This window comes from Ancylobacter sonchi, assembly GCF_018390695.1.
GTDB lineage: Bacteria > Pseudomonadota > Alphaproteobacteria > Rhizobiales > Xanthobacteraceae > Ancylobacter > Ancylobacter sonchi.
Genome location: NZ_JAHBGF010000036.1, coordinates 442,033 through 457,913, shown reverse-complemented (window position 1 = coordinate 457,913; position 15,881 = coordinate 442,033). Strand labels below are relative to the sequence as shown.

Annotated in this window: 15 protein-coding genes; 4 read left to right on the top strand and 11 right to left on the bottom strand. The window is 66.2% G+C overall.

Annotated elements, in window-relative coordinates:
* Positions 1-25: 25 nt before the first annotated feature.
* Together KHC28_RS22885 and KHC28_RS22880 are read left to right on the top strand one after the other, a co-directional pair.
* Positions 26-418 carry a DUF805 domain-containing protein gene (locus KHC28_RS22885; protein ID WP_214010657.1) on the top strand — a complete coding sequence of 131 codons (393 nt, stop codon included), beginning with the start codon at positions 26-28 and terminating at the stop codon, positions 416-418.
* A 138-nt stretch (positions 419-556) separates the two neighbouring features.
* Positions 557-949, top strand: coding sequence for a DUF805 domain-containing protein (locus KHC28_RS22880; RefSeq protein ID WP_214010656.1), 393 nt, complete (start codon positions 557-559; stop codon positions 947-949).
* Positions 950-1,040: 91 nt separating this feature from the next.
* Here KHC28_RS22880 and KHC28_RS22875 read toward each other — a convergent pair whose 3' ends face one another.
* Positions 1,041-2,054 (bottom strand): Tim44 domain-containing protein, encoded by a 1,014-nt coding sequence (locus KHC28_RS22875; RefSeq protein ID WP_214010655.1) that lies wholly within the window; start codon positions 2,052-2,054, stop codon positions 1,041-1,043.
* A gap of 117 nt (positions 2,055-2,171) precedes the next feature.
* The gene (locus KHC28_RS22870; RefSeq protein ID WP_214010654.1) at positions 2,172-2,348 is read right to left on the bottom strand and encodes a hypothetical protein; all 177 of its coding nucleotides are present in this window, start codon (positions 2,346-2,348) and stop codon (positions 2,172-2,174) included.
* 278 nt (positions 2,349-2,626) lie between these two features.
* On the opposite strand from KHC28_RS22870, the gene ppc reads away from it, so the two are divergent.
* Complete coding sequence (ppc, locus tag KHC28_RS22865) at positions 2,627-5,422, top strand: phosphoenolpyruvate carboxylase (protein ID WP_214010653.1); 2,796 nt, start codon at positions 2,627-2,629, stop codon at positions 5,420-5,422.
* Between the two features lie 3 nt (positions 5,423-5,425).
* Here the strand turns inward: ppc and KHC28_RS22860 are convergent, their stop codons facing one another.
* Both KHC28_RS22860 and KHC28_RS22855 read right to left on the bottom strand, forming a co-directional pair.
* Positions 5,426-6,184 (bottom strand): 3-keto-5-aminohexanoate cleavage protein, encoded by a 759-nt coding sequence (locus KHC28_RS22860; protein WP_214010652.1) that lies wholly within the window; start codon positions 6,182-6,184, stop codon positions 5,426-5,428.
* Positions 6,185-6,219: 35 nt separating this feature from the next.
* Positions 6,220-6,720 carry a YaiI/YqxD family protein gene (locus tag KHC28_RS22855; protein WP_214010651.1) on the bottom strand — a complete coding sequence of 167 codons (501 nt, stop codon included), beginning with the start codon at positions 6,718-6,720 and terminating at the stop codon, positions 6,220-6,222.
* A 381-nt stretch (positions 6,721-7,101) separates the two neighbouring features.
* Here KHC28_RS22855 and ggt point away from each other — a divergent pair, with 381 nt between their 5' ends.
* Positions 7,102-8,883 carry a gamma-glutamyltransferase gene (ggt, locus tag KHC28_RS22850; RefSeq protein WP_214010650.1) on the top strand — a complete coding sequence of 594 codons (1,782 nt, stop codon included), beginning with the start codon at positions 7,102-7,104 and terminating at the stop codon, positions 8,881-8,883.
* A gap of 30 nt (positions 8,884-8,913) precedes the next feature.
* Here the strand turns inward: ggt and KHC28_RS22845 are convergent, their stop codons facing one another.
* The 7 genes from KHC28_RS22845 to urtA all read right to left on the bottom strand — a co-directional run bounded on the left by KHC28_RS22845 (position 8,914) and on the right by urtA (position 15,672).
* Complete coding sequence (locus KHC28_RS22845) at positions 8,914-9,282, bottom strand: FmdB family zinc ribbon protein (protein ID WP_214010649.1); 369 nt, start codon at positions 9,280-9,282, stop codon at positions 8,914-8,916.
* A gap of 118 nt (positions 9,283-9,400) precedes the next feature.
* Complete coding sequence (fmdA, locus tag KHC28_RS22840; protein WP_214010648.1) at positions 9,401-10,636, bottom strand: formamidase; 1,236 nt, start codon at positions 10,634-10,636, stop codon at positions 9,401-9,403.
* 77 nt (positions 10,637-10,713) lie between these two features.
* Positions 10,714-11,403, bottom strand: coding sequence for an urea ABC transporter ATP-binding subunit UrtE (gene urtE / locus KHC28_RS22835; protein WP_214010647.1), 690 nt, complete (start codon positions 11,401-11,403; stop codon positions 10,714-10,716).
* A 13-nt stretch (positions 11,404-11,416) separates the two neighbouring features.
* A complete protein-coding gene (gene urtD, locus KHC28_RS22830; RefSeq protein ID WP_214010646.1) occupies positions 11,417-12,184 on the bottom strand; it encodes an urea ABC transporter ATP-binding protein UrtD in 768 nt (255 codons plus the stop codon).
* A gap of 11 nt (positions 12,185-12,195) precedes the next feature.
* Entirely contained in the window at positions 12,196-13,305 is a 1,110-nt protein-coding gene (urtC, locus tag KHC28_RS22825; protein WP_214010900.1) for an urea ABC transporter permease subunit UrtC, read from the bottom strand.
* Positions 13,306-13,369: 64 nt separating this feature from the next.
* Positions 13,370-14,296: an urea ABC transporter permease subunit UrtB gene (gene urtB / locus KHC28_RS22820; protein ID WP_214010645.1), complete on the bottom strand. Its 927-nt coding sequence runs from the start codon at positions 14,294-14,296 to the stop codon at positions 13,370-13,372.
* Between the two features lie 95 nt (positions 14,297-14,391).
* Positions 14,392-15,672 carry an urea ABC transporter substrate-binding protein gene (urtA, locus tag KHC28_RS22815; RefSeq protein WP_214010644.1) on the bottom strand — a complete coding sequence of 427 codons (1,281 nt, stop codon included), beginning with the start codon at positions 15,670-15,672 and terminating at the stop codon, positions 14,392-14,394.
* Between the last annotated feature and the right edge of the window lie 209 nt (positions 15,673-15,881).

The following is a 15,881-nucleotide window of genomic DNA, read 5'->3' as shown; positions in this document are numbered from 1 at the left end:
GGGAGCTCTTCAAAGGGCTGGTGGCATGACGTTTTTTCAGGCGGTGTCGAGCGTGCTCGGCAAATACGCGACCTTTCAGGGGCGCGCGCCGCGCTCGGAGCTCTGGTGGTTCACGCTGTTCGGGGTGCTGGCGCCGTGGATCGCCGGACTTCTCGACCTGATGTTGTTCCATGGGGTCTATTTCATCCAGCAAGGCGAGACGCAGGCGTTTTCGCCGCTCTATAGCCTTGCTCAGCTGGCGCTGCTGATCCCGTCCTTCGCCGTGGGCGCGCGGCGGTTCCATGACATGGACCGCACCGGCTGGTGGCAATTGCTCATCTTCACCGGCATCTGTGCGGTCGTCGTCCTGATCTGGTTCATGTTCAAGGGAACCGAGGGTCCGAACCGCTTCGGGCCGGATCCGCTCGGCCAATCCTGAAGCAGCACCTGCGGGGTGAGTATGGGGCTGGAGCGCCGCGCCCGCTCCTCGCGATGGTGGCGGATTGCGATCCATCAAGGACTTGACGATGCGACGGGTCTCCCGTCCGTCTACAGACCTGACGGCAGGGAGGATTCCATGGGTTTCACGCAGGCGATCTCCAGCGTGCTGGGCAAATACGCCACCTTCGAGGGGCGGGCGCCGCGTTCGGAATATTGGTGGTGGGTGCTGTTCACCATCCTGCTGAACTGGGCGCTGGGCTTCGTCGATCTCGCTCTGTTCGGCGCGTTCTCGTTCATCGCCACCGGCGACTTCCACGTGTTCACACCGCTCACCACGATTGTCGGCATCGCGTTGATCCTGCCGTCGATCGCGCTGAGCGTGCGCCGCTTCCACGACATGGACCGGACCGGATGGTGGCTGCTGCTCGGACTGACCGGCATCGGCGCGGTGATCGTGACGATCTGGTTCATCTTCAAGGGGACCGACGGGCCGAATCGCTTCGGGCCGGATCCGCTGTCCCGCTTCTGAGGCGCGCAAGAAAAAGCCTCCATGACGGGGCTGTCCGTCATGGAGGCCATCGATGTTTTCCGCTGGCTCCGGCACGTGCCGGAGGGGCGGGCTAGCCGCCCTGCTGGATGGCGCTCACGGTCCACTCGCCGCCATTGGCGGGACGGGTGAAGGTCCAGAACTCCACCACGGATTCGAGTCGGTCCGGGTCGCCCTGCACCAGGCGGCCGGTGGCGCGCTCGAACACCGTGTCCTTGAGCTGGTAGCGCATGGCGACGGTGGCGAAGTCGCGGCCATCCTCGCTCCAGGCCTCGGAGAGGTCGCCCTGAAGCAGCTTCACGTCGCTGAGGCGGTTCTGCAGGCCGTCCCGCGCATAGCCATCGAGTTCCTCGCCGACATAGCCGAGCATTTCCGGCGTCATCAGCTGCGACAGGGCGGCGCGGTCGTCCCGGCTATAGGCTTCCTGCACCTCGCCGAGCTTGCGCTCGAAGGCGTCGAAGTCGGCACCCTGAAGCTGGAGCGGGCGACCACGCGGCCGGCTGGCGAAGCCGGAGCGGCCGGTGGCCGCGCCGCTCGACGCCGGAGCGGAGCCGCCGCCGAGCATGTCGCGCGCCAGCGGGGCGTCGGGCTGCGGGCCCTGCGCGGCGGCCGGAGCGTTGCGCGAGGCGAACCAGCGCATTGCCAGCCGGACGACGATGAAGATCAGCGCGACCTGCAGGATCAGGCCGAGAATGCCGGCAAGGCTGCCGAGACCGGAGAAGAACCCGCCGCCCATCAAGAGGCCGAACAGGCCGGCGCCGAGCAGGCCGCCCATCAACCCGCCCATGAAACCGGGACGGTTGAAGAAGCCACCCTGACGCCCAGGAGCCGCCATGCCGGGATTGGTCGCGGTCGCGCCCGGCTGGGCGGCGGAGCGCTGCATGGTCTGGGCCGAGGGGGAGGTTGGTGTCGGCGCCGGAGCCGACCAGGTGCGCGCGCCGCGGCTGCCCATGCTCTTGCCGCCGCCTACGCGGGCATCGGCATCGGGGACGACGGCGATCAGGCTGCCGGCCACTATCAGGGCCGCCGCACTGACGCGCGCGGCGGTGGCCAGGGTAGGCAGTCGAAACAGGGACGTTATGCGCATGGCCTCTCTCGGAGCTGACACGGGGGTCACGACGTGACGCTACGTCAGCATATGGGGAGGCCATGGCCGTTTGTCACCTCCCCGGTCGATCAAGCCTGCGGGAGGAGAGGCCGAAGCTCAGAATCCGAGCTGGGTCTCGATGGCGGCGATGGAGCCGACCGGCGCGGGGGGTACGTGCTGGGCCTGCTTCTCGGCGGGGGACTCGGTAGCGCGCGAGACCGTCTTGAGGGCGGCGGCGGGCTGGCGGAGCGCGGCGGGAACTCGTTCCTCGGCGCGATTCCTGACGGCGGACATAACTCGTTCCTTTTTGATACGCGATACGCGGTTAGGCGATGCGACATCGAACAACGGTAGGCACGGCACCTTTATAGACCCGCATTCCTGAATGAGGACTGACCGGTCCGTTCATGACAGCCGGTGTTTCGTTCAGAATCACGGCAGGTTCTTGGCAATTAGCGGGTAACTCAACGGCAGCAGCCTAACCGCTGTGGATTTGGGAATGCTGAGGCCAAATGGCCACACCCCGGCATGCTAATTGCTATGTTGTGTCGATCACGGGAGCGAAAAAAGCGATGTCCTTTGCCCTCACCCTCGCCCAGCCGGATTCCGAACCCGAGGTCGACGCCGGCATCGATCAGTCCCTGCGCGACGACATCCGCATGCTGGGCCGCGTGCTCGGCGACACGTTGCGCGACCAGGAGGGCGAGCCGACCTTCGATCTGGTGGAAACCATCCGCCGGGTCTCGACCCGCTTCCATCGCGAGGACGACCAGGGCGCGCGCCGCGAGCTGGAGGACATCCTGCTCGGCCTCGACCCGGACGAGACCATCTCCATCGTCCGCGCCTTCAGCTACTTCTCTCACCTCGCCAATATCGCCGAGGACCAGCACGTGATCCGCCGGGGCCGCGCGCAGGCGGCCGCCGGCCAGGGGCCACGCCCCGGGACATTGGCGAATGCCATCGAGCGGGCGATGGAGGAGGGCGTCTCGACCGAAGGACTGCGCAAGTTCTTCGACACCGCGCTGGCCAGCCCGGTGCTGACCGCGCATCCGACCGAGGTGCGCCGGCGCAGTACCATGACGCATGAAATGCGCATCGCCGAGCTGCTCGCCGAGCGAGAGCGCACCATCGAGCCGACGCCGGAAGAGTTCGCGCTGATCGACGACGAACTGCGTCGGCGGGTGCTGACGCTGTGGCAGACCAACCTGCTGCGCAAGACCAAGCTGACCGTGCTCGACGAGGTGGCCAACGGCCTCGCCTATTACGACTACACGTTCCTGAGGCAATTGCCGCGGCTTTATGCGTCGCTGGAGGATCGGCTCGCCGGCATCGAGGGCGCCGGGACCGACGCCCCGGAGGTCGGCTCGTTCCTGCGCATGGGCAGCTGGATCGGCGGCGACCGCGACGGCAACCCCTTCGTGACCGCCGATGTCACCCGCGAGACCATGCGGATGCAGGGCGCGCTGGCGGTGCGCTTTTATCTTCAGGAACTCGACGAGCTCGGTGCCGAGCTGTCGATCAGCACCATCCGCGTCGCGGTGTCCGAGGAATTGCTGGCGCTGGTGGATTCCTCCCCCGATTTGTCGCCGCACCGGCGCAACGAGCCGTATCGCCTCGCCGTTACCGCCATTATCGGGCGGCTCAAGGCCACGGCGTTCCGCCTCGAGGTCGCCGACCTCGCTGGCGTCAGCGACAAGCCGAATGTGCGGCCCTACGCGTCGGCGGCGGAGCTGCGCACCGATCTCGACGTAATCGACCGCTCGCTCAAGACCCACAAGTCCGGCGCCATCGCCCGCGGCAAGCTGCGCGAGCTGCGCCGCGCGGTGGATTGCTTCGGCTTCCATCTCGCCATCCTGGATTCCCGGCAGAATTCCGACGTGCACGAGCGCTGCGTCGCCGAGCTGTTCGAGGTGGCGGCGCCGGGCACCGGGTATAAGAGTCTGCCGGAAGGCACGCGCGTCGCGCTGCTGCTGCGCGAGCTGGCGACGGCGCGACCGCTGACCTCGCCCTTCGCCAGCTATGCCGACGAGACCGTCGGCGAGATGGAGATGCTGCGCACCTGTGCCCGCATCCACAAGGTCTATGGGCCCGAGGCGATCCAGACCTGCATCATCTCCAAGGCCGAGGGCGTCTCGGACATGCTGGAGCTGGCGCTGCTGCTGAAGGAGGTCGGGCTCGTCGACCCGGCGGGTTCGGCGGCGGTGAACATCGTGCCGCTGTTCGAGACCATCGAGGACCTGCGCAACTCCGCCCGGGTGATGGAGCAGATGTTCCGCCTGCCGGAATACCGCAAGCTGGTCGACAGCCGCGGCGGCATGCAGGAAGTGATGCTCGGCTATTCCGACAGCAACAAGGATGGCGGCTTCGTCACCTCGGGCTGGGAGCTCTACAAGGCCGAGATCGAGCTAATCGAGGTGTTCAAGCGCCATGGCGTGCGGCTGCGGCTGTTCCATGGCCGCGGCGGCTCGGTCGGTCGCGGCGGCGGTCCGAGCTACGACGCCATCCTCGCCCAGCCGGGCGGGGCGGTACAGGGCTTGATCCGCATCACCGAGCAGGGCGAGATCATCTCGTCCAAGTACTCGCACCCGCAGGTCGGGCGCGGCAATCTGGAGATCCTCGCCGCCGCGACGCTGGAGGCGACGCTGCTCTCGGGCGATGCCAAGGCGCCGCGCGAGGAATATCTCACGGTGATGGAGGCGCTGTCGGATTCCGCCTTCAAGGCCTATCGCGGCCTCGTCTACGAGACCCCGCGCTTCGAGGATTATTTCTGGGAATCCACCGTCATCAACGAGATCGCGACGCTGAACATCGGCTCGCGTCCCGCCTCGCGTAAGAAGACGCGGCGGATCGAGGACCTGCGCGCCATTCCGTGGGTGTTCTCCTGGGCGCAGTGCCGCCTGATGTTGCCGGGCTGGTACGGCTTCGGCACCGCCATCCGCGAATGGCTGGCCAAGAACCCCGACGGCCTGCCGCTGCTGCAGGAGATGTACCGCGAATGGCCGTTCTTCCGCACCCAATTGTCCAACATGGACATGGTGCTGTCGAAGAGCTCGATCGCCATCGCCTCGCGCTACGCCAAGCTGGTGGAGGACGCGGAGCTGCGCGAGAGCATCTTCGGGCGCATCCGCGCCGAGCACCAGGCGGCGATCGACGCGCTGCTGGCGATCTCCGAGCAGTCCAAGCTGCTGGGTTCCAACCCGGCGCTGGACCGCTCGATCCGCGCCCGCTTCCCCTATATCGACCCGCTCAACCATGTGCAGGTCGAGCTGCTCCGGAAGTATCGCGCCAACGATACCGACGAGAAGGTACTCCAGGGCATTCAGCTGACGATCAACGGCATCTCGGCCGGGTTGCGAAACTCGGGCTGAGCGTCAGCCGGGCGGTGCCGGCGTCGCCTCGGGCGCGAGGTTCGGCGGCACCCGCGCCATCAGGAACGCCGCCTTGATGAGGTCGGCATTGCCGGCGGCGATCTCGCCGTCCGGCAGGTGCCTGCCGTCTTCCAGCCCGATGCGGCCATCGAGGCCGCGCATCAGCGCGTCGCGATAGAGCGGCCAGACGCTGGCGTCGTAGCCGTGCTGCAGGACCGGCACGTCGAGGCTGGCGCGGGCGAGCACCGTGCGGATGCCGGCGGCCACCGCGAGGCCCTCCGTCTCGTCCTGCTCGTTGATCTCGATGAGGATGCGCAGGCATTTCGGCGCGGTGTCGAGCTTGACGAAGCGCTCGGCGTCCTCGACCGACCATAGGCCGGCCTCGACGCCGATGCCACGCTCGAGGACGAGCGCGATCATCTCGGGCGCGTCCGCCTCGACGAGGTTCACCGACACATAGTCCGGTCGCTCGGTCCAGGCGGCAACAGCGTCGAGTCGTCCCGCACCGCCGGGAGCGATGCCGGCATGGGTGGACAGGCCGACCGGCACGCCCGGCACCCGCTTGCGGATGGCGAGCAAGGCCTCGGCGACATAGGCGGGATCGAGCGTTTCCGCGCCGCTGTCGTCGCGCGGATGCAGGTGCAGTTCGCCGGCGCCGGCCGCGACCACCGTTTCCGCCTGAAAGGCGAGCTCGGTGGGGGTGAAGGGAGTGTCCCGATGGAAGGCCTTGTCGCGTGAACCGTTGAGGCAGGCCTGAAGCATGAGCCGCGTCCCTTTCGACGAGTGATGTCTGCTCCTTAACCCGCTTGGAAGCCCATTCGTTTCAAGCGGGTGACGGTTCTCTCCAGCGCCTGGAGAAATTCCGAGCGGTCGCGGGGCGAAAACGGGCGCGGGCCGCCGGTGACCGCGCCGGCCTCGCGCAGGTCCTGCATCAGGTTGCGGGTGGCGAGTTGCAGGCCGATGGACGAGGCGGTGAAGGCCTTGCCGCCCGGCGCCAGGGCCTCTGCTCCCTTGGCCACCACCCGTGCGGCCAGAGGTACATCGGCGGTGATCACCACGTCGCCGGGCTCCACCCGCTCGACGATCCAGTCGTCGGCGACGTCGGCGCCGGCCGGCACGATCACCCGCTCGATCCAGTCGGTACGCGGCACGTTGACGAAGCTGTTGGCGACCACGAACACCTTGAGCCGGTGGCGCTCGGCGACGCGGTAAGTCTCGTCCTTCACCGGGCAGGCGTCGGCATCGACATAGATGATGATGGATCTGGCCAAGGTATTATGTGCGGATGAAAAGGTCATTGAAAGAAAGAAGGGCTGCCCTTAGGGCAGCCCTTCCCATGTCAGACCGCGGTCCGGTCCGGTAACCGTCCGAAGGACGGTGCGATGTGTCGCATCACGCGGCACGGACCTCGCAAGAGGCAAGCGTCCAGGTCACGGATACCGACGACCGCGGATCAAGACGATCAGACACTGGATCACCTCCTTTCGATTGTTGACGACGATGTGAGCTTAACGTGATTCGCGGCGACGTCATCCTCCCTTGCGGCACGACTGTTCACATCGGGTTGCGGTGTGACATGTTCGGTGAGCGCGGCGGAGCCGATCCGCCGGATGGCCACGATTTGAAGTTCGGGTGCCGCTCCGGTCGAACGGGCAGGGCAGCCGATGCGGGAGGTGACGATGCGCAGTGCCTTTGGCAACGCCCTGAACAGGCCGCTTGGATGGATCCTGGCGCTCGCGCTGACGGCGACGCCCGTCCTCGCGCAGCAGGCGTCGGACGCGCAGGCGCCGGAAGCGCCCAGCGCCATCGCGGCGGAGGCGAAGTCGGCGACCGCCAAGCACTGGATGGTGGCGACGGCCAATCCGCTCGCCACCCGCGCCGGTGCGGCGGCGTTGCGCAATGGCGGCAATGCCATCGACGCGCTGGTGGCGGCGCAGGCGGTGCTCGGGCTGGTCGAGCCGCAATCCTCCGGCCTCGGCGGGGGCGCTTTCCTGGTCTATTGGGACGCGGCGGTCGGTAAACTGACCACCTTCGACGGCCGCGAGACCGCTCCCCGCGCGGCGACGCCGACGCTGTTCCAGGATGCCAAGGGCGAGCCGCTGAAATTCATGTCGGCGGTGGTGGGAGGACGCTCGGTCGGTACGCCCGGCCTGCCGCGCCTGCTCGACTTCGTGCACCGGCGCTACGGCCATATCGCCTGGTCGCATCTGTTCAGTCCGGCGGTCAGGCTCGCCGAGGACGGCTTCCCGGTGTCGCCACGCCTGTCCAAGCTGATCGCCGAGGATGCCGAGACTCTGAAGGCCAACCCGGTCACCGCCGCCTATTTCTTCGATGACAAGGGTGCTCCGCTCGCAGCCGGGACGACGCTGAAGAACCCAGCCTATGGCGACACGCTGCGCCAGATGGCGCGCTACGGCTCGGCCGCCTTCTATCGCGGCCCCATCGCCCGCGACATCGTGCGCACCGTGCGCGGGGCGCAGGGCAATCCCGGCGCGCTGACGCTGGAGGATCTGCGCGCCTACCGGGTGAAGGAACGCGCGCCGGTGTGCGGCGACTATCGCGGGCTCGACGTCTGCGGCATGGGGCCGCCCAGTTCGGGGGCGCTCACGGTCGGCCAGATCCTCGGCATGCTGAACTCCTACGACCTCAAGGCGCTGGGGCCGGATTCGCCGGAATCCTGGCGGCTGATCGCCGATGCCTCGCGGCTCGCCTTCGCCGACCGCGACCGCTACATGGCGGACAAGGACTACGTGCCGATGCCGACCAAGGGGCTGCTGGCGCCGGACTATCTCAAGAGCCGGGCCGAGCTGCTGCGCGGCGACGACGCGCTGCCGGAAGTGGCGCCGGGCACGCCGGGCTGGGACCATGCCATGCTGGCGCCGACGCGCGCCGATGACGAATCCATCGAGCTGCCCTCGACGACGCAGATCACCATCGTCGATGCGAACGGCAACGTCGCCTCGATGACCTCCAGCATCGAGGCCGGCTTCGGTTCGCGGCTGATGGTGCGCGGCTTCCTGCTCAACAATGAGCTGACTGACTTTTCCTTCCGCTCGCAGCGCGACGGGGTGCCGATCGCCAACCGCGTCGAACCCGGCAAGCGTCCGCGCTCCTCCATGGCGCCGACCATCGTGATGAAGGACGGCAAGCCGCTGCTGGCACTGGGTTCGCCGGGCGGCAGCCAGATCATCGGCTATGTAGCGAAGACGCTGATCGCCCATTTCGACTGGGGCATGGACCTGCCCGCCGCCATCGCCGCGCCGAACGTGCTGGCGCGCTTCGACACGGTTGAGGTCGAGCAGGGCACCCCGGCCGAGGCGCTGGAGCCGAAGCTCACGGCGCTGGGCTACAAGGTGAAGAAGGCGCCGATGACCTCGGGCGTCCAGGCGGTGCTGATCGGGCCGGACGGACTGACCGGCGCCGCCGATCCGCGCCGCGAGGGGGCGGTGATCGGCGAGTGAGCGCGCCGCCGGAAGAGGGCGTGCGCGATCCTAGTGGCTGATCATCCACGGGCGCGCCGAGGGGAAGCTCTTGGCGCCGCTGGCCGAGGTGGCGGTGCGGTTCTTCTTCGTGCGGCTCTTCATCCCGCTTGAGCAGCAGGAACAGCCGGCGGCGTGTTTCGCGCGCTCCTGCTTCTCCCGGTAGCCGTCGACGCTCATCGGCGCGTGGCGGGCCTGCTCGTTGCCCGCGTGGGCGGTCAGGTTCGCCCGCGACATCGAGGTGAAGTGCGGAGCGGTGAGCAGCACGCGCGGGGCCATCGTGCCGCAATCGGGGCAGGGTTGCGGGGACTGGTATTCGCTCATGGGGCGCAGGGCGGTGAAGTCGCCGCAGTCGTCGCAGAGATATTCATAGACGGGCATGTGCCGGTTCCTTGAGCGATTCCCTTGGGAGGCTTCCCCGGGATGTTTTCCTTGGGCGTTCCCTCGATGATTGAGCGGGACGATGTCGCCACCGTCCCGCCACCGGACCAAAAGGGGGTCAGAGGTCCGGCGAGATCGGCATGTCGACCGAACCGTCGATGAACTTGGTCGGGCCGGCCGCCGAAGGCTTGATGTCGAAGTCGAAGATCTCGGTCGGCAGCCACAGCGTGGCGCAGGAATTGGGAATGTCGACCACGCCGGAGAAGTGGCCCTGCACCGGCGCGACGCCAAGGATCGAGTGCGCCTGCGCGCCCGAGTAGCCGAACTTCTTCAGGTACTCGATGGCGTTCAGGCAGGCCTGGCGATAGGCGACATTGGCGTCGAGATAGTGCTGGGTGCCGCTCTCGTCGACCGAGATGCCCTCGAAGATCAGGTAGTCCTTGTAGTTCGGCGTGATCGGCGACGGCTTGAAGATCGGGTTCTTGATCCCGTACATCTCCATGCCGTTCTTGATCAGGTCGACCTTGATGTGCAGCCAGGCGCCGAACATCTCGATGGCGCCGCAGAAGGTGATCTCGCCGTCGCCCTGGGAGAAGTGCATGTCGCCCATCGAGAGGCCGGCGCCGTCGACATAGACCGGGAAGTAGATCTTCGAGCCGCGCGACAGGTCCTTGATGTCGCAATTGCCGCCATGCTCGCGCGGCGGCACGGTACGGGCGCCTTCTGCCGCGACCTTGTCCCAGGCGTCGCCCTTGCCGAGCTTGCCGAGATGCGCCGTCTTGGCGAAGGGCGGGTTGGCGAGCGGCGGCACGCGGGTCGGGTTGGTGTCGATCAGCGCCTGCTCGCGAGCGTTCCAGGTGTCGAGCAGCTTCTGCGAGGGCAGGGTGCCGATGAGGCCGGGATGGATCAGCCCGGCGAAGCCGACGCCCGGCACGTGGCGCGAGCGGGTGAACATCCCCTCATAGTGCCAGATCGACTTCTGGGCGAGTGGGAAGTGGTCGGTGAGAAAGCCGCCGCCGTTCTTCTTGGAGAAGAAGCCGTTGAAGCCCCATTCGTGGCCCTTCAGCGTGCCGGCGTCGAGAATGTCGACGACGAGCAGGTCGCCCGGCTTGGCGCCCTTCACCCCGATCGGGCCGGAGAGATAGTGCACGGTGGAGAGGTCGACGTCGCGAATGTCGTCGGCGGAATCGTTGTTGGCGATGGCGCCGCCGGTCCAGTCCACCGTCTCGACGAGGAAGTCGGCGCCGGGCTCCACCCAGGTGGCGATCGGAATGTCCGGGTGCCAGCGATTGTGCAGATATTCGTTCTCCGTGGCCGGCTTCGACAGATCGACCGAGATCAGTGTTTCAGGCATGGCGAACTCCGTTCCCCTTGGGCTGCATGCGGATGGTTTGGAAATTGGGACGCCGGCCACGAGGCCGGGGCCCGGCCTCAGACGGAGAGGAAGCGCGCGACCTTCGCCTCGTCGACGTCGGCGCGCTTGTCCTCGTGGACGATCTCGCCATTCTCGATGACGAGCACCCTGTCGGCGATGTCGAGGGCGAAGGACAGCACCTGCTCCGACACCACGATGGACAGGCCGCGCTCGTCGCGGATGCGCTTCAGCGTGCGGGCCATCTCGCGGATGATGGAGGGCTGGATGCCTTCGGTCGGCTCGTCGAGTAGCAGTACCTTGGGCTTGGTGGCCAGCGCGCGGGCGATGGCGAGCTGCTGCTGCTGGCCGCCGGAGAGGTTGCCGCCACGCCGGCCCTTCATCTCCAAGAGCACCGGGAACAGCTCGTAGAGGTCCGGCGGCACCTTGATTTCGCCGCGCGGGATGAGGCCGGTCTCGATGTTCTCCTGCACCGTCATGGTGGAGAAGATCATGCGGCCCTGCGGCACATAGGCGATGCCGTTGGCGACGCGCTCATAGCTCTTGAGCTTGGTGATGTCGGTCGAGCCGAGCGTGACCGAGCCGGACTTGGTCGGCACGATGCCCATGAGCGACTTCATGAGCGTGGTCTTGCCCATGCCGTTGCGGCCCATGATGGCGACGATCTCGTTCGGCGCGACCTTGACGTCGATGCCGTGCAGCACCTCGCTCTGGCCGTAGGAGACGTGGAGGTCGGCGATGTCGAGCATGGTCCCCGCTCCCTCAATGGCCGAGATAGACTTCGACGACCTTGGGGTCCGCCTGGACCTTGGCCATCGAGCCCTCGGACAGGATCTTGCCCTGGTGCAGCACCGTGACCTTGTGGGCGATGTCCTCGACGAACTTCATGTCGTGCTCGATGACGATCACCGAGCGGTCCTTGATGATGCGGTTGAGCAACTCGGCGGTCTTCTTGCGCTCGGAGACGCTCATGCCGGCCACCGGCTCGTCGAGCATCAAGAGTTCCGGGTCCTGGATCAGCAGCATGCCGATCTCCAGCCACTGCTTCTGGCCGTGCGAGAGATATTCGGCGCGCTGGTCGAGCTGGTCGGCGAGGAAGATGGTCTCGGCCACTTCCTGTACCCGCTCCTTCACGGCCGCATCGCGGCGGAAGGTGAGGGCGCCCAAGACGGTGCGGCCCTTCGGATAGGAGATTTCCAGATTCTCGAAGACGGTCAGGTCCTCGTAGATCGACGGATTCTGGAACTTGCGGCCGACGCCGGCGCGGACGATTTCGTGCTCCTTCATCTTGGTCAGCTCGCGATCCTTGAAGCGGATCGAGCCGGCGGTCGCGCGGGTGCGGCCGCAGATGAGGTCGAGCACCGTGGTCTTGCCGGCACCGTTGGGGCCGATGATCACGCGGATCTCGTTCTCGTCGACATAGAAGGACAGGTCGTTGACCGCCTTGAAGCCGTCGAAGGAGACGGTGAGACCCTCCACCGCGAGCACGAAGTCCTTGTTCATGGAGTCGGTGATGACGTTGGCGTTCATGGCTCCGGCTCCTATTCGGCGACGGCGGGGGCGACCGGCTCGCTCGCCGGCGGAGGGGCGGCGCGCCGGGCTTGCCCGCCGAACAGCGGGCCGAGGCGCGGGGCGACATAGGTCTGCCAGAGGCCGGCGAGGCCGTTCGGGAAGATCAGCACCACGGCGATGAACAGGCCGCCGAGGCCGAACAGCCAGAGCTCCGGGAAGCTCTCCGAGAAGGACGTCTTGGCCCAGTTGACCACCAGCGTGCCGTAGACCGCACCGAGGATGGACAGGCGTCCGCCGACCGCGGTGTAGATCACCATCTCGATCGACGGCACGATGCCGACGAAGGACGGCGACATGAACCCGACCTGCAGGGTGAACATGGCGCCACCGATCGCCGAGAGCGATGCGGCGAGGCAGAACACGAAGATCTTGAAGCTGGAGACGTCGTAGCCGGAGAAGCGGACACGGTCCTCCTTGTCGCGCATCGCGACGAGGAGGCGGCCGAGCTTGGACGACTTCACGTAGTAGGCGAGCAGAATGCAGGCGATGAGCAGCCCAACGCAGACGAAATAGAGGATGGTCTTCGCGCTGTCGGTGCGGATGTCCCATCCGTGCAGGGTGCGCAGGTCGGTGATGCCGTTGATGCCGCCGGTATAGCCCTGCTGGCCGATGATCAGGATGGTCATGATCGCGGCGAGCGCCTGGGTGATGATGGCGAAATAGACGCCGCCCACCCGGCGCTTGAACAGCGCGAAGCCGATGATCAGCGCGAACAGCGCGGGCACTGCGACCACGGCGAGCGTGGTGAAGCCGAAGCTGCGGAACGGCTCCCAGAACCACGGCAGGGCGGTGATCTGGTTCCAGTCCATGAAGTCGGGGATGCCGGGCGTGGTCTGGATCTTGGTGTTCTCGACGCTGGAGGCCTCCAGCTTCAGGAACATCGCCATGCAGTAGCCGCCGAGGCCGAAGAACACGCCCTGGCCGAGCGACAGGATGCCGGCATAGCCCCAGCACAGCGCCAGGCCGAGCGCGACGAAGGCGTAGGTGAGGTACTTGCCGACGAATTGCAGGCGGAAGTTGTCCAGCGTCAGCGGCAGGACCACCATGAGGAGGACCGCGAGGATCGCGATCCCGATCATGTCCTGCCGGCGCAGGAAGAAGGTGCGGCCGGATGTCGGAGCGGGTGTGGTCACGGGCGTCTCCTCAACGACGGACCTTGATGACAAACAGGCCCTGCGGCCGCAGCATCAGGATGACGACCACGCCGATCAGCGTGAGAACCTTGGCCATCGAGCCGGACAGGAAGAATTCAAGCGTCGACTGGGCCTGGGAGATGGTGAAGGCGGAGGCGATGGTGCCGAGCAGGCTCTGCGCGCCGCCGAACACCACGACGAGGAAGGTGTCGACGATGTAGAGCTGGCCCGAGGTCGGGCCGGTCGAGCCGATCATGGTGAAGGCCGAGCCGGCGACGCCGGCGATGCCGCAGCCGAGGCCGAAGGTGTAGCGGTCGACCTTCTCGGTGTTGATGCCCACCGCGCCGGCCATGACGCGGTTCTGCACCACCGCACGCACCTGCTTGCCCCAGCTCGACTTGTACATCAGCAGGGCGACCGCGACGGTGATGGCGATGGTCAGGCCCATGACGAACAGGCCGTTGATCTGCACCTCGACGACGTCGGTGACGGGAAGCGAGCCCATCATCCAGCTCGGAAGCTCGACGCCGACCTCGCGCGGGCCGAACACCGAGCGGTAGACCTGCTGCAGGATCAGGCTGAGGCCCCAGGTGGCGAGCAGCGTGTCGAGCGGTCGCTTGTAGAGATGGCGGATCATCAGCCATTCCGTCGCCATGCCGAGCGCTCCGGAGGCGAGGAAGGCGAGGATCATCGCGATGAAGAAGTAGATGCCGAACAGTGACGGCAGGTAGTTCAGGAAGAACTGTGATGTGAAATAGGTGACATAGGCGCCAAGAATCATGAACTCGCCATGCGCCATGTTGATGACGCCCATCTGGCCGAAGATGATGGCGAGGCCGAGAGCCATGAGCACGAAGACCGAGAACAGGATGAGCCCGGCGAAACCCTGCATCATGAAGATGGAGCTGAGCTCGGCCAGCGAATAGTCGGAAAACATCAGGAATCCCCCGGCGTGCGCCCGATGGCGCGGTCCTCGACAACCGAAAGAGCCCCGGAGAGGGCGAACCCTCTCCGGGCGGAAGCATCAGCCGATCACTGGTAGCCCTTGGGGAACGGATCCGGCTCGATGAGGTCGGGCGTCTCGAACACCACCTTGAACTGGCCGTCGAGTTGCGCCTGGCCGACGCGGGTCTTCGACCACAGATGGTGGTTCGGGTGGATCTTGACGTAGCCTTCCGGCGCCTTGGTGAACTCGATGCCGGGCGAGGCCTCGGCGATCTTGTCGACGTCGAAGGAGCCGGCCTTCTCGACGGTCATTTTCCACAGCCACGGGCCGAGATAGGCGGCCTGCGTCACGTCGCCGATCACGGTCTTCTCGCCCCACATCTTCTTGAAGGCGGCGACGAAGTCCTTGTTGTTCGGATTGTCGAGCGACTGGAAGTACTTCATGCAGCTATACGCGCCGGCGATGTTGTCGCCGCCGATGCCGTCGATCTCGTCCTCGGTGACCGAGATGGTGAGCAGCGTCTGCTTGTTGAGGTCGATGCCGGCGGCCTTGAGCTGCTTGTAGAAGGCGACGTTGGAGCCACCGACCACCGCGCAGTAGATCACGTCCGGCTTGGTCAGCTTGATCTTGTTGATCACCGAGTTGAACTGGGTGTGGCCGAGCGGGAAATATTCCTCGCCCGCCACCTTGCCGCCGAGATGCGCCTCGATGTGCTTGCGGGCGATCTTCATCGAGGTGCGCGGCCAGATATAGTCCGAGCCGATGAGGTAGAAGCTCTTGGCACCCTTGGTCTTGTTGACCCAGTCGAGGCCGGCGAGGATCTGCTGGGTGGCTTCCTGGCCGGTGTAGATGACGTTCTTCGACTGCTCCAGGCCTTCATAGAAGGTCGGGTAGTAGAGCATGCCGTTATACTGCTCGAACACCGGCAGCACCGCCTTGCGCGAGGCCGAGGTCCAGCAGCCCATGACGGCGGCGACCTTGTCGTTGACCAGCAGCTTCTTGGCCTTCTCGGCGAAGGTCGGCCAGTCGGACGCGCCGTCCTCCTGGATGAACTTGATCTTGCGGCCGAGCACGCCGCCCATGGCGTTGATCTGCTCGATGGCGAGCTTCTCGGCCTGCACCGAGCCGGTCTCCGAGATCGCCATGGTACCGGTGACGGAGTGCAGGATGCCGACGGTAACTTCCGTGTCGGTCACGGCAAGGCCAGTGGTGTTGACGGCCGAGGTTGCCGGCGCCTGGGCGAAGGCTTGGGAAGAAAACAGCGCCGTCGATGAAAGCAGAGGCGCGGCGGGAAGGGCCGCGAGACCTTTCAGAAGTCTACGGCGCGTCGAAGAAAAATTATCCGATCCGTCATTATGCGAAGACATGCGATCCCCTCCACGGGTTTGACGTGGCCTTAACAAGCTTCCCGATGTGCTTGTGTTGGCCTGATCGTGGGGAGTGATCAGCTGCGGCAGCAATACGTCGATTGACGTATAGGGGTTTGCGGGCACCAGCCTCACCATGTCTGCGAGCTTGGTGGAACAGGTTCCGACGAACCGGACGTTCTTTTTTACGCGCGCGCGCAGGAGTGCGC